Raw genomic sequence first — 13,846 nt, forward strand, 5'->3', positions numbered from 1 at the left:
GTCGCCAGTGCTAGGACGTCCGAGCATTCCCTCATTCCGCGGCCCCGCGTTCGATTATCGCGCGGGGGCGGCGGGGGACGGAATCGGGGTGAAGCGGCCCACGGGTTCGATGGTGGCACCCGGCGAGGCACAGGAAAAGCCGCCGGGTGCGGTGGCGACCCGGCGGCTCGGTGCAGCGCGGCGGGTCAGCCGGCTACGCGTACGGCGAGCGCGTCGCCGATCTCGGAGGTGCTCCGGGCGGACCGCCCGGCGCGCTCGGTGAGGTCGGCGGCGACCGCCGCGTCGATGCGGTCGGCCTCGGCGTCGTAGCCGAGGTGGCGCAGCAGCAGGGCGACGGACAGGACGGTGGCGGTGGGGTCGGCCTTGCCCTGCCCGGCGATGTCCGGGGCCGAGCCGTGCACCGGCTCGAACATGGACGGGAACTCGCGGCTGGGGTTGATGTTCCCGGAGGCGGCCACGCCGATGCCGCCGGAGACGGCCGCGGCGAGGTCGGTGATGATGTCGCCGAAGAGGTTGTCGGTGACGATGACGTCGAAGCGGGCGGGGTCGGTGACGAGGTAGATCGTCGCCGCGTCGACGTGGATGTAGTCGGTGGTGACCTCGGGGTACTCCTCGGCCACCCGGTTGAAGACGTTCGTCCACAGGTGCCCGGCGAAGGTCAGCACGTTGTTCTTGTGGACCAGCGTGAGCTTCTTGCGCGGGCGGGCCTGGGCACGCTCGAAGGCGTCGCGGACCACGCGCTCGACACCGTAGGCGGTGTTGACGGACACCTCGGTGGCGACCTCGTGCGCGGTGCCCTTGCGGATGGTGCCGCCGTTGCCGGTGTACGGGCCCTCGGTGCCCTCGCGGACGACGACGAAGTCGATCTCCGGCTGGCCGGCGAGCGGGGTGGCGACGCCGGGGAGCAGCTTGGAGGGGCGCAGGTTGACGTGGTGGTCGAAGGCGAAGCGGAGCTTGAGCAGGAAGCCGCGCTCCAGCACGCCGGACGGGACGCCCGGGTCGCCGATGGCGCCGAGCAGGATCGCGTCGTGCCGCCTGAGGGAGTCGAGGTCGGCGTCGGTGAGGGTCTCACCGGTGGCGTGGTAGCGCTTGGCGCCGAAGTCGTACTCCTTGGTCTCCAGCTTCACATCCTGCGGCAGGACGGCGGAGAGGACCTTGAGACCCTCGGCCACGACCTCCTGGCCGATGCCGTCACCGGGGATCACTGCGAGATTGATGCTGCGAGACATGCGGGCACCCTACTCCTCGTCCCATGTGATGACACGTCCTGTCCGTCATGCGGACACCAGACGGGTGGCCGGCCTGCTCCCGTCGGCTGGCGTTCACCCCGGTGTGGCAGGGGCGTTGGGCCGTGGGGGAAGGTTTCCGTCCATGGACACCCCTGACGTCGGCATCCCCCGCGCGCTCGCCGAGCGGCTGAGCATGGCGGAGCAGTACGACTACCTGCGCACCCGGGTGCTCCCGCGCCGGACGCTGGTGACGGCGGGCGCGGTGGCCGGTGGTCTGCTGACCGGCTGCGACAGCGCCTACGGGGGCCGGCCGGGCCCGGCCGCAACGCGGGCGCCGGGCTCGGTGGCGCGCCCGTTCGGCCGCCACCTCGCCTTCGGCCCCGACCCGCGCAGCCGGATGCGGATCTCCTGGCAGGTGCCGTTCGCCGTGCGCCGGCCGTACGTGCGCGTCGGGCCGCGCCCCGACGACCTCGGGCGCCGGATCGAGGCCGAGATGCGGCCGCTGCACACGCCCGGCGTGGCGGGGGTGCGGCCCGCGCTGGAGCAGTACTACGTGCACGCGGCCGTGGACGGCCTCGCGCCCGGGACGACGTACTACTACGGCGTCGGCCACGACGGCTGGGACCCGGCCGCCGCCGGCCACCGCGCGGCCGTCGCCTCCTTCCGCACGGCGCCCGCCCGGCCCGAGCGCTTCGTGTTCACGGCCTTCGGCGACCAGGGGGTGGGCCGGGCGGCGAGCGCCGTCGACGGTCTGGTGCTGCGCCGCGATCCCGCCTTCCACCTGCACGCCGGGGACATCTGCTACGCGGACTCCAACGGCACCGGGCAGCGCACGGACGGCTACGACCCCGCCACCTGGGACCTGTTCCTGAAGCAGAACGAGCCGGTCGCGCGGTCCGTGCCGTGGATGGTGACGACCGGCAACCACGACATGGAGGCCTGGTACTCGCCGGAGGGCTACGGCGGCCAGCGGGCCCGCTTCTTCCTGCCGGAGACCGGCTTCGACCCGCGGGGCACACCGGGCGCCTACTCCTTCGTGTACGGGAACACCGGCTTCGTCGCGCTGGACGCCAACGACGTGTCGTACGAGGTCCCCGCCAACCTCGGGCACAGCGGCGGACGGCAGACGGCCTGGCTGGACCGGACGCTGCGCCGGCTGCGCGCGGGCGACGGCGTCGACTTCGTGGTGGTCTTCTTCCACCACTGCGCCTACTCCACCTCCCTGCACGCCTCGGACGGGGGTGTCCGGCGCGCGTGGCTGCCGCTGTTCGACCGGCACCGGGTGGACCTGGTGATCAACGGCCACAACCACGTGTACGAGCGCACGGACGCGATCCGGGCCGGCCGGGTCGGGCGGACGGTGCCGGTCGGCGGCTCCACCGACCCGGCCCGGGACGGCACGGTCTACGTCACGGCGGGCGGCGGCGGCCGGGACCTGTACACCTTTCCCCCGGGCGTGCCGGACAGCTACGAGGGGCACGTCACCCGGCACGAGGCCGTGAAGACCTTCGTGTGGGAGAAGGGGACGGACCACGTGCCGGAGACGGCGGAGTGGTCGCGGGTGCGCTACACCGGCTTCTCGCTGCTGTCGGTGGAGGTGCGGGCGGGCGCGTCACCGCGGCTCGCGGTGTCGGCGCTGGCGCAGGACGGGCGGCGGATCGACCACTTCGAGGTGCGGCGCGGCGGATGAGGCCGCGCCGCACCCACCGCGAGGGGATGCGGCTCCCGGCGGGCGGTCCGGCTCAGTGGCCGGTCGCGCCGCCGTTGTCCCGGCGGTCCAGGGCGCGCTGGAGGGCGGCGGCGGCGTTCTGGCGGTCGGACTCGGTCGTGCGGGACGTGTGGCGGACTCGGCGGACGGTCGTCTCGGCCATGGCGATCGACTCCTTCGGCAAACGTGGAGCGCGGTGAGGGCGTTGCGAGTCGCCGGAAGGGGCGGGGAGCACCGGCCGCAGGGGTTGCCTGCACGGGGCCCGGCTCACGACCGCCATTCGCTGGATCGAGCGAGACGTTCGGCTCCTTTCACCGTAGGCGAGGGGTCCGCGTCTGTCTGCATCATTACTCGGACTTCCTACTATCTGAGACGGCGGACCGGGTCGTACCGACCTGACCTGGGCCTTCGTGCGTTCGGGTGGTCGTCAGGTGATGTCGCCGTCGCGCCAGTCGAAGACCAGCTCGCCGTCGGGGTCGAGCGGGCCGGCGAGCGCGGGCCGTACGAACACCCAGCCCTCGTCCTCGCGCAGCCGGATGATCCCGTCCGGCGAGAGGGCGTGCACCCGCCCGGGCCACCGCTGCCAGCCGCGTGCCGTGTACATCGGGGCCCCGGCCTCGCTCGCGGCGAGCGCGCCGAGGTCGTAGGCCCGGTCGGCCAGCCGCTCCAGCTCGGCCATCACCCGCCCGCCGAGCCCGGTGCGCCGCACGTCGGCCCGTACGCCGACGGCCTCCACGTACCCGGTGCGCAGCCAGCGCCCCCGGTGCCGCACCCGGCGCTGCACGAGCGACCCGTGGGCGGCGAGCCCGCCCTCGTCCCGGATCAGCACGTGCGTCCCGCCGAGCCCGTGGTCCCAGTCCTGGTCGGAGAAGTCACCGTCGAACGCGGCCTCCAACAGCTCCCGCGCGGCGCGGAGTTCGGACTGCTCCAGGTCGGCGGTGTGCACGGTACGGAGGTGAGTGGTCATGCCCCACTATGGCACCCGGCACCGGGCCCGCGGCCCGGTCCACGGCATGGAGACGGGCCGGGAGCCCTGAGCGGTGTCAGGGTTCCCGGCCCGTGTTCGGGGGGCGGGGGGTCAGCCCATGTGCGGGTAGCCGTAGTCGGTCGGCGGGACCAGGGTCTCCTTGATGGCCCGGGTCAGGGTCCAGCGCTGGAGGTTCTGGGGCGCGCCGGCCTTGTCGTTGGTGCCGGAGGCGCGGCCGCCGCCGAAGGGCTGCTGGCCGACGACGGCACCGGTCGACTTGTCGTTGATGTAGAAGTTGCCGGCCGCGTAGCGCAGCTTCTCCATCGTGTACGCGGCCGCCGCGCGGTCGCCCGCGACGACCGAGCCGGTGAGGGCGTAGTCGGAGACGGACTCCATCTGGGTCAGCATCTCGTCGTAGGCGTCGTCCTCGTAGACGTACACCGCGAGGATCGGGCCGAAGTACTCGGTCGTGAAGACCTCGTTCTCCGGGTCGGTGCACTCGATGACGGTCGGGCGGACGAAGTAGCCGACCGAGTCGTCGTAGCTGCCGCCCGCGACGATCGTGCAGGACGGGTCCGCCTTGGCGCGGTCGATGGCGGCCTTGTTCTTGGCGAACGAGCGGTCGTCGATGACGGCGCCGAGGAAGTTCGACATGTCGGTGACGTCGCCCATGGTCAGGTAGTCGACCTCGGCCGCGAACTCCTCCTTGAAGCCGGAGTTCCAGATGGAGGCCGGGATGTACGCGCGGGAGGTGGCGCTGCACTTCTGGCCCTGGTACTCGAAGGCGCCCCGGGTGAGGGCGGTCTTCAGCACCGCGCGGTCGGCCGACGGGTGCGCGACGAGGAAGTCCTTGCCGCCGGTCTCGCCGACCAGGCGCGGGTAGGAGCGGTACTTCTCGATGTTGTTGCCGACCGTCTTCCACAGGTACTGGAAGGTCTTGGTCGAGCCGGTGAAGTGGATGCCCGCGAGGTCGCGGTGGGCCAGGGCGACCTCGGAGACGGCGATGCCGTCGCCGGTGACGAGGTTGATGACGCCCTTGGGCAGGCCCGCCTCCTCCAGCAGCCGCATGAGCAGGACGGCCGCGTGGGTCTGCGTCGGGGACGGCTTCCAGACCACCACGTTGCCCATCAGGGCGGGGGCGGTGGGCAGGTTGCCGGCGATCGCCGAGAAGTTGAACGGCGTGATCGCGTAGACGAAGCCCTCCAGCGGGCGGTGGTCCAGGCGGTTCCACACGCCCGGGGAGTTCGCGGGGGGCTGCTCGGCGAGGATCTGGCGGGCGTAGTGGACGTTGAAGCGCCAGAAGTCGACCAGCTCGCAGGGGGTGTCGATCTCGGCCTGCTGGGCGGTCTTGGACTGGCCCAGCATGGTGGAGGCGGCGATCGTCTCGCGCCAGGGGCCGGCCAGCAGCTCGGCGGCGCGCAGGATGATCGCGGCGCGGTCGTCGAAGGACATGGCGCGCCAGGCCGGCGCGGCGGCCAGGGCCGCGTCGATGGCGTCCCTCGCGTCCTGCTGGGTGGCGTGGCGGCCGGTGCCGATGACGGCCTTGTGGTTGTGCGGCTGGACGACCTCGAACGGCTCGCCGCCGCCCATCCGCTTCTCCCCGCCGATGGTCATCGGCAGGTCGATCGGGTTCTCGGCCAGCTCCTTGAGCTTGGCCTCGAGCCGGGCGCGCTCGGCCGAGCCGGGGGCGTAGCCGTGCACCGGCTCGTTGACCGGGGTGGGGACCTGGGTCACAGCGTCCATGAGATCCGTAACTCCTTGTACGTGAGCGGGTGTTCGGGCTCAGCCCTTGCTGACCATGGAGCGGAGGAAGAACCGGAGGTTGGCCGGCTTCTCCGCGAGACGGCGCATGAAGTAGCCGTACCAGTCGGTGCCGTAGGCGGTGTAGACGCGCATGCGGTGGCCCTCGGCGGCCAGCCGCAGGTGCTCCTCGCCGCGGATGCCGTAGAGCATCTGGAACTCGTACTCGTCGAGCTTACGGCCGGCCCGGTGGGCCAGCTCCTGGGCTATGGCGATCAGGCGCGGGTCGTGCGAGCCGACCATCGGGTAGCCCTCGCCGTCCATGAGGATGCGCAGGATCCGGACGTAGGCCTTGTCGATCTCGTGCTTCTGCTGGTAGGCGACCTCGGCGGGCTCCTTGTAGGCGCCCTTGACCAGGCGGACGCGGCTGCCGGAGGCCGCGAGGCGGCGGGCGTCGGCCTCGGTGCGGAAGAGGTAGGCCTGGATGACGCAGCCGGTCCCCGGGAAGTCCTTCCGCAGCTCCTCGTGGATGGCGAACATCGAGTCGAGGGTGGTGTGGTCCTCGGCGTCCAGCGTCACCGTCGTGCCGATCGCGGCGGCGGCCTCCACCACCGGGCGGACGTTGGCGAGGGCCAGCTCGTGGCCGTTGTCCAGCGCCTGGCCGAACATGGACAGCTTGACGGACATCTCCACGCGCTCACCGAGCCCCAGCTCCCCGAGGTGGTCGATCAGCGCCAGGTAGGCGTCCCGGGCGTGGGCGGCCTGCTCGGGGGTGGTGATGTCCTCGCCGACGACGTCCATCGTCAGCTCCAGGCCCCTGGCCGTCAGGTCCTCGATGATCGGGACGATGTCGGCCACGGTCTCACCGGGGATGAAGCGGTCGACGACCTGCTTGGTCACCGGGGCCGCCGAGATCAGGCGACGCATCCGGTCGCTGCGCGACGCGGCGAGAATCACGGGACCCAGCACGGGGCACCTCCACAGACAAGCACCGAACGGCCATGACCCGACGATTCGGGTACGGCACGGAGAACCACCGTGAAACCTAGGGACCTCTTCGATCGTCGGCCATCGACAGCTGTCACGCATCCGTGCCCGGGATCTCAGACAGATGTATGAAGGCGGCCGGGGAATGAGGGAGAATGCCCGAATGGCGGCGGATTCCAAGGCGTTCAAGGCGGACTACCAGGAGCTGGTGGACGAGATCTCCGAGCTGCTCGGGGCGCCGGCCACCCTGGAGAACCGCGACTTCGAGCTGATCGCCTTCGGCGCCTACGACAGCGAGGGCGAGCTGGATCCGTCCGCGCTGGACCCGGTGCGCACCCGCTCGATCCTGACCCGGCGTTCCACGGCCACGGTCCGGGCCTGGTTCGAGGGCTTCGGCATCACCCGGGCGACCGGCCCGGTCCGCATCCCGCCCAGCACCGAGGCCGGCGTGTACCGCGGCCGGATCTGCCTGCCGGTACGCCACCGCGGGGTCGTCCTCGGCTACGTCTGGCTGCTGGACGGCGACCCGGGTCCGACGGACGCCCAGCTGACCGCGGCGATGGGGGTGGCGGGCCGGATCGGCGCGCTGCTCGCGGACGAGGCGGAGGCCGGGGCGGGGCTCGGCCGGGAGCTGCGGGCGGTGCTCACCGCCGAGTCCGGCTGGCAGCGGGACATGGCGGTGGCCGACCTGCGGACGGCGCTGGGGCCCCGCGCGGACGGCCCGCACACCCTGGTCTGCGTCGCGCCCTGGCCGTCGGCCGACCCGGACGACGCGCCGGCCGCCCGTACGATCCCGCACGCCACGGCGCTGTGCACGCTGCCCTGGGGGGCGGCGGGGCAGAGCCTGGCGCTGTTGGTGCGGCTGCGGACGACGGGGAGCGGCGCGCCCGCGCTGGCGGCGGCCGCCCGGCTGCTGACGGAGGCCGAGGGGGCGCACGGCGCGGCGGGGGGTGCGGCGCGCGGGGCCGGGGCCCGGGTGGCGGCGGCGGTCGCCGCGGGGCTCGCCCCGGGGGCCGCGGGTGCCACCGTCGCGGCCGGGATCGGCGAGCCCCGTACCGGCCTGGCCGAGCTGGGGGCGGTCTGGCAGGAGGCCGCGGCCGCGGCGCGTGCCGCGCTGGCCGAGCCGCGGTTCGGGCCGGTCGCGCAGTGGGCGGGGATCGGGCCGTACCGGCTGCTGACCGCGCTGCCGCCGCAGGCCGCGCACGACCGCGTGGTGGGCCCGCTGCTCACCCCCGCTCACCGGGAACTGGCCCGCACCGCCGAGGCCTTCCTCGACTGCGCGGGCCAGGCCGGCCGCACGGCGACCGAGCTGGGCATCCACCGCCAGACGCTGTACTACCGGCTGTCCCGGGTGGAGCAGCTGACCGGCCTGGACCTGGACGACGGCGAGGACCGCCTGCTGCTGCACATGGCCCTGAAACGCGCCCGGCTGTGACCGCCCGGTCAGACCCGCCCGGCCGGGTCACCCGTTCCGGCCCACTCCGGCGATCACCCGCCGCAGCCCTTCCGTGAGCTGCTCGGCGGTGGTCGCCGTGTCCGGGTCGAAGAGCCACTGGACCATGAGGCCGTTGAGGAGCGTCTGGTAGAGCCGACCCTCGGCCTCGACCGTCTCCCGGTCGAGGTCCGCCTCCGGAATGCCGGTGAACATGGACGCCAGTCCCGCCCGGCCCTCCCGCTGGGCCTCGGCCAGGAGCTTGCGCACCTCCTCCAGCCGCTCGTCCTGGAACATCAGCTCGAAGCTGAGCAGCCAGATCGCCCGGGCCTCGGGGACCGTGGCGATGATGGCGGCCATCACCTCCCGGAAGCGCTCCAGAGAACCCGGGGGCTGGGTCGTCTCCACGCCGGCTCCGGGGTCGAAGCGCTCGCCCACGCCCTCGATCAGCGAGATGTAGGCCTGCACCAGCAGGGCGTCCTTCGAGCCGTAGTGGTAGCCGATCGATGCCAGGTTGGTGCCCGACTCCCGGACGACGTCCCGCGCGGTGGTGCGCAGGAACCCCTTCTCCAGCAGGCAGCGCTTGGCGCCTTCGAGCAGATCCTCACGGTGTCCCATGCGGCCCACCCTACCCGCGACCCATACAACCGTCCTAGACGGATGACTTATACATGCGTTCTAGACACCTGTTTAATACGCTCGTACAGTCTCCGGCATGACGACGAACGCGACGAGCACCACCACCCCCGCCCGAGCCGGACGCCGTGAGTGGACCGCGCTCGGTGTGCTGATGCTGCCGCTGCTGCTGGTCTCGATGGACGTCTCCGTCCTGTACTTCGCGACCCCCGCGATCAGCGCCGACCTGCACCCGAGCGGCACCCAGCAGCTGTGGATCTTCGACATCTACGGCTTCGTCCTGGCCGGCCTGCTGATGACGATGGGCTCGCTCGGCGACCACATCGGCCGCCGCAGGCTCCTCCTCTTGGGAGCCGCGGCCTTCGGCGCCGCCTCGCTCCTCGCGGCCTACGCGAACAGCGCCGGGGCCCTGATCGTGGCCCGCTCGATCCTCGGCGTCGGCGGCGCGACCCTGATGCCGTCCACCATGGCCCTGCTGCGTACGATGTTCACCGACCCGGTCCAGCGGGCGAAGGCGATCGGAGCGTGGTCCGGCGTGATGACCGGCGGCATCGCCCTCGGCTCGGTGATGAGCGGCATCCTCGTCGAGCACTTCTGGTGGGGCTCGGTCTTCCTGGTCAACCTGCCCGCGATGGCGCTGCTGCTCGTCCTCGGACCGGTGCTGCTGCCCGAGTCCAGGCACCCCGCGCCCGGCCGCTTCGACTGGCCGAGCGTCCCCCTGTCCATGGCCGCCGTGCTCCCCGTGATCTACGGCCTCAAGGAGATCCCCTCCGAGGGCTGGCACCCGCTGTACGTCGTCTCGATCACCGTCGGCCTGCTCTTCGCGGCCCTGTTCGTCCGGCGCCAGCGCACCGCCGGCTCGCCGCTGATCCCGCCGGCCCTGCTCAAGGGCCGCGGCTTCACCCCGGCGCTGGTCCTGAACCTCGTCGCCAGCCTCGGCATGATGGGCTCGGCGATCTTCACCACGCAGTACCTCCAGTCCGTCCTCGGCAAGAGCCCGCTGGAGGCGGCCCTGTGGAGCCTGCTGCCCTCGGTGTTCATCGGGGTCGCCGGTCCGGTCACGACGGCGCTCGTCCAGCGGGGCGTCGACCGGGGGTACGTCGTCGCCGGCGGCTTCGCGGCCATGGCAGCGGGTTACGTGGTGCTCGCCCTCGTCGGCACCGACTCGCTGTGGCCGGTGCTCACCGGGGCCGGCGTCCTGGCCTGCGGAATGGTCGCGATCATGTCCCAGCTGACCGACCTCGCCATGACCAGCACGGCGGTGGAGCGAGCGGGCACGGCCTCCTCGCTGCTGGAGACCGGCGCCGAGTTCGGCGGCGCGCTCGGCATGGCGGTCCTTGGCTCCATCGGTACGGCGCTCTACCGCCGCGAGATGCCGGCCGGCGCGCCGGAACAGGCCCGCGAGACCCTGGGCGGCGCCCTCGCGACGGCCGCCCGCCTGCCCGGCGGGGCCGGCGAGACCCTCCTCGCCACGGCCCGGGAGGCGTTCACCAGCGGCATGCGGGGCGCCGCGCTGGCCGGGGCGGTGATCCTGGTGCTGGCGGCGGTGGGCGCGGCGGTGACGCTGCGCGGGATCGGGGCCGGGCGGAAGTAAGGGGGAACGGAAAACGCCGGACGGGCTGAGGGAGGACCTCAGCCCGTCCGGCGTTCCGGCACGGACGGATCAGACCAGGTTCACCGAGCGGGCGGACGTCGCGCCGATCTCCGCGGCGACCTCGGCCAGCACACCGGTGGTCACGGTGTCGTCCACGGTGAGCACGGCCAGCGCCTCGCCGCCCACCGCCGCGCGCGCCACCTGCATGCCGGCGATGTTGATGCCCGCCTCGCCGAGGATGCGGCCGACGGTGCCGACGACACCCGGGCGGTCCTCGTAGCGCAGGACGACCATGTGGTCGGCGAGGGCGAGGTCGACGTCGTAGTCACCGACGGCGACGACCTTCTGGACGTGCTTCGGGCCGGCCAGCGTGCCGGAGACCGAGATCTCCTCGCCGGTACCCAGCGTGCCGCGCACGGTCACCACGTTGCGGTGGTCGGCCGACTCGGAGCTGGTGGTCAGCCGCACCTCGACCCCGCGCTCCTGCGCGAACAGCGGGGCGTTGACGTAACTCACCGTCTCGTCGACGACGTCCTCGAAGACACCCTTGAGCGCGGACAGCTCCAGCACCTTCACGTCGTGCTGGGTGATCTCGCCGTAGACCTCGACGTCGAGGCGGACCGCCACCTCGCCGGCGAGCGCGGTGAAGATGCGGCCGAGGCGCTCGGCGAGCGGCAGGCCCGGCTTGACGTCCTCGGCGATGACACCGCCCTGCACGTTCACCGCGTCCGGTACCAGCTCACCGGCGAGGGCGAGGCGGACCGACCTGGCGACGGCGATACCGGCCTTCTCCTGCGCCTCGTCCGTCGACGCGCCCAGGTGCGGGGTGCACACGACCTGGTCCAGCTCGAAGAGCGGGGAGTCGGTGCAGGGCTCCTTGGCGTACACGTCGAGACCGGCGCCGGCGACCCGGCCCTCCTTCAGCGCCGCGTACAGCGCCGCCTCGTCCACGATGCCGCCCCGCGCGGCGTTGACGATCCGCACGGTCGGCTTGACCTTGCGCAGCGCCTCGTCGCCGATCAGGCCGAGCGTCTCGGGGGTCTTGGGCAGGTGGACGGTGATGAAGTCGGAGACCTCCAGCAGCTCGTCCAGCGACAGCACCTTGACGCCCATCTGCGCGGCCCGGGCGGGCTGCACGTACGGGTCGTAGGCGACGACCTTCATGCCGAAGGCGGACATGCGCTGCGCGACGAGGGCACCGATGCGGCCGAGGCCGACGACGCCGAGGGTCTTCTCGGCCAGCTCGACGCCGGTGTACTTGCTGCGCTTCCACTCGCCGTTCTTCAGCGCGGCGTTGGCCTGCGGGATGTTGCGGGCCGTGGAGAGGATCAGACCGCAGGCCAGCTCGGCGGCGGTCACGATGTTGGAGGTGGGGGCGTTGACCACCATCACGCCGGCCTTGGTGGCGGCGGAGACGTCGACGTTGTCCAGGCCGACACCGGCCCGGGCGACCACCTTGAGCCTCTTCGCCGCGGCGATGGCCTCGGCGTCGACCTTGGTGGCCGAACGGATCAGGATCGCGTCCACGTCGGCGATGGCCGGCAGCAATTCGGCGCGGTCCGCGCCGTTGCAGTGCCGGATCTCGAAGTCCGGACCGAGTGCGTCGACAGTGGCAGGCGACAGCTCTTCAGCGATGAGTACCGTGGCTTTTTGACTGGGGTACGAGCTCACGTGAGTCCTCACAAGTGCGATGCGGACGGCCGTCCCGACGGCCGCAGGCGGAGGAGGGGGGAAGCCGCGGAAGACGCACGACGCTGTGGGCCTGACGCGTGTTGTGCAGCAGTCTAGTGGCGCGGCGGACGCCGTATTGCGCCGCAGCGGAAGGATCACTCGTCCGGGGCTGGACGGGGTGGACAAGGCGGGGACGACGGGGGCCGGAGCGGTACGCCCCGGCCCCCGTCGGACGGCCTACGCCTCCTCGTCCACCCACGACATCAGCTTGCGCAGCTGCTTGCCGGTGGTCTCCAGCAGGTGCTCGGAGTCCTGCTGCTTGTACTCGTTGTACTTCTTCAGGCCACCGTGGTACTCGTCCATCCAGTTCTTGGCGAAGGTGCCGTCCTGGATCTCGGCGAGGACCTTCTTCATCTCGGCCTTGGTGGCGTCCGTGATGATGCGCGGGCCGGTGACGTAGTCGCCCCACTCGGCGGTCTCGGAGATGGACCAGCGCATCTTCTCCAGGCCGCCCTCGTACATGAGGTCCACGATCAGCTTCAGCTCGTGCAGGCACTCGAAGTAGGCGATCTCCGGCTGGTAACCGGCCTCGGTCAGGGTCTCGAAGCCCGCCTTGACCAGGGCCGCGGTGCCACCGCAGAGCACGGCCTGCTCGCCGAAGAGGTCGGTCTCGGTCTCCTCGGTGAAGGTCGTCTTGATCACGCCGGCGCGGGTGCCGCCGATGCCCTTGGCGTACGACAGGGCCAGCGCGAAGGCGTTGCCGGAGGCGTCCTGCTCCACGGCCGCGATGCACGGGACGCCGCGGCCCTCCTCGTACTGGCGGCGGACCAGGTGGCCCGGGCCCTTCGGGGCGACCATGCAGACGTCCACGCCGGCCGGGGGCTTGATGAAGCCGTAGCGGATGTTGAGGCCGTGGCCGAAGAACAGCGCGTCGCCGTCCTTCAGGTTCGGGGCGATGGACTCCTCGTAGACCTGGGCCTGGATCGGGTCCGGCACCAGGATCATGATGACGTCGGCCTCGGCGGCGGCCTCCGAGGGGGTCACCACGCGCAGGCCCTGCTCCTCGGCCTTCGCCGCGGACTTCGAGCCCTCGTGCAGACCGACACGCACGTCCACACCGGAGTCACGCAGCGACAGGGCGTGGGCGTGGCCCTGGCTGCCGTAGCCGATGACCGCGACCTTGCGGCCCTGGATGATGGACAGGTCGGCGTCGGCGTCGTAGAACAGCTCGGCCACTTTGGGTTCTCTCCTTGGTGTGCAGGTTGTGCGCCCCACCGTATGACGGTGGGCGGGAAGGAAGTTTCGGGGTCTCGGCATACGGGCGACCGGCGCTTCACCGACCGCCCGTTTCCAGCCTTACGCGGATCGGTCCAGAGCGCGCAGCGAGCGGTCCGTGATCGAACGGGCGCCACGGCCGATCGCGATCGTGCCGGACTGGACCAGCTCCTTGATGCCGTACGGCTCCAGCATCTTGAGCATGGCGGACAGCTTCTCGCCGGACCCGGTGGCCTCGATGGTCACGGCCTCCGGGGAGACGTCGACCGTCTTGGCTCGGAACAGCTGGACGATCTCCACGATCTGGGAGCGGGTCTCGTTGTCGGCGCGGACCTTCACCAGAACGAGTTCGCGCTGAACGGCCTGGCCGGGTTCCAGCTCGACGATCTTCAGCACGTTGACGAGCTTGTTGAGCTGCTTGGTGACCTGCTCCAGCGGCAGCTCCTCGACGCCCACCACGATGGTGATGCGGGAGATGTCGGGGTGCTCGGTGACGCCGACCGCGAGCGAGTCGATGTTGAAGCCGCGCCGGGAGAACAGGGCGGCGATGCGGGCGAGGATGCCGGGGGTGTTCTCCACCAGGACGGAGAGCGTGTGCTTGGACATG

General features: G+C 71.8%; 12 protein-coding genes. 3 read left to right on the forward strand and 9 right to left on the reverse strand.

Annotation, left to right across the window (positions count from 1 at the left end; translation table 11 throughout):
- Positions 1–185: 185 nt before the first annotated feature.
- The gene (locus tag ACZ3ZD_RS18490) at positions 186–1,229 is read right to left on the reverse strand and encodes a 3-isopropylmalate dehydrogenase (RefSeq protein ID WP_467398296.1); all 1,044 of its coding nucleotides are present in this window, start codon (positions 1,227–1,229) and stop codon (positions 186–188) included.
- A gap of 142 nt (positions 1,230–1,371) precedes the next feature.
- On the opposite strand from ACZ3ZD_RS18490, the gene ACZ3ZD_RS18495 reads away from it, so the two are divergent.
- Positions 1,372–2,919 (forward strand): purple acid phosphatase family protein, encoded by a 1,548-nt coding sequence (locus ACZ3ZD_RS18495; protein WP_467398298.1) that lies wholly within the window; start codon positions 1,372–1,374, stop codon positions 2,917–2,919.
- Positions 2,920–2,971: 52 nt separating this feature from the next.
- Here the strand turns inward: ACZ3ZD_RS18495 and ACZ3ZD_RS18500 are convergent, their stop codons facing one another.
- The 4 genes from ACZ3ZD_RS18500 to ACZ3ZD_RS18515 all read right to left on the reverse strand — a co-directional run bounded on the left by ACZ3ZD_RS18500 (position 2,972) and on the right by ACZ3ZD_RS18515 (position 6,613).
- Complete coding sequence (locus ACZ3ZD_RS18500; RefSeq protein ID WP_467398300.1) at positions 2,972–3,100, reverse strand: hypothetical protein; 129 nt, start codon at positions 3,098–3,100, stop codon at positions 2,972–2,974.
- Positions 3,101–3,364: 264 nt separating this feature from the next.
- Positions 3,365–3,904, reverse strand: coding sequence for a GNAT family N-acetyltransferase (locus tag ACZ3ZD_RS18505; protein ID WP_467398303.1), 540 nt, complete (start codon positions 3,902–3,904; stop codon positions 3,365–3,367).
- A gap of 111 nt (positions 3,905–4,015) precedes the next feature.
- The gene (pruA, locus tag ACZ3ZD_RS18510) at positions 4,016–5,647 is read right to left on the reverse strand and encodes an L-glutamate gamma-semialdehyde dehydrogenase (RefSeq protein WP_467398305.1); all 1,632 of its coding nucleotides are present in this window, start codon (positions 5,645–5,647) and stop codon (positions 4,016–4,018) included.
- A 39-nt stretch (positions 5,648–5,686) separates the two neighbouring features.
- Complete coding sequence (locus tag ACZ3ZD_RS18515) at positions 5,687–6,613, reverse strand: proline dehydrogenase family protein (RefSeq protein ID WP_467398308.1); 927 nt, start codon at positions 6,611–6,613, stop codon at positions 5,687–5,689.
- Positions 6,614–6,794: 181 nt separating this feature from the next.
- Here ACZ3ZD_RS18515 and ACZ3ZD_RS18520 point away from each other — a divergent pair, with 181 nt between their 5' ends.
- Complete coding sequence (locus ACZ3ZD_RS18520; protein WP_467398309.1) at positions 6,795–8,066, forward strand: PucR family transcriptional regulator; 1,272 nt, start codon at positions 6,795–6,797, stop codon at positions 8,064–8,066.
- A gap of 27 nt (positions 8,067–8,093) precedes the next feature.
- Here ACZ3ZD_RS18520 and ACZ3ZD_RS18525 read toward each other — a convergent pair whose 3' ends face one another.
- Positions 8,094–8,681, reverse strand: a complete 588-nt coding sequence (locus ACZ3ZD_RS18525; protein WP_467398311.1) for a TetR/AcrR family transcriptional regulator — start codon at positions 8,679–8,681, stop codon at positions 8,094–8,096.
- 97 nt (positions 8,682–8,778) lie between these two features.
- Here ACZ3ZD_RS18525 and ACZ3ZD_RS18530 point away from each other — a divergent pair, with 97 nt between their 5' ends.
- Positions 8,779–10,293, forward strand: a complete 1,515-nt coding sequence (locus tag ACZ3ZD_RS18530) for an MFS transporter (RefSeq protein ID WP_467398313.1) — start codon at positions 8,779–8,781, stop codon at positions 10,291–10,293.
- Between the two features lie 69 nt (positions 10,294–10,362).
- Here the strand turns inward: ACZ3ZD_RS18530 and serA are convergent, their stop codons facing one another.
- The 3 genes from serA to ilvN form a co-directional block, all read right to left on the reverse strand.
- Positions 10,363–11,964 (reverse strand): phosphoglycerate dehydrogenase, encoded by a 1,602-nt coding sequence (serA, locus tag ACZ3ZD_RS18535; protein WP_467398315.1) that lies wholly within the window; start codon positions 11,962–11,964, stop codon positions 10,363–10,365.
- A gap of 237 nt (positions 11,965–12,201) precedes the next feature.
- Positions 12,202–13,200, reverse strand: a complete 999-nt coding sequence (ilvC, locus tag ACZ3ZD_RS18540; RefSeq protein ID WP_467398318.1) for a ketol-acid reductoisomerase — start codon at positions 13,198–13,200, stop codon at positions 12,202–12,204.
- Positions 13,201–13,320: 120 nt separating this feature from the next.
- A complete protein-coding gene (gene ilvN, locus ACZ3ZD_RS18545; RefSeq protein WP_171152553.1) occupies positions 13,321–13,845 on the reverse strand; it encodes an acetolactate synthase small subunit in 525 nt (174 codons plus the stop codon).
- Position 13,846 lies beyond the last annotated feature (1 nt).

The organism is Streptomyces sp. NPDC023481 (assembly GCF_055560195.1).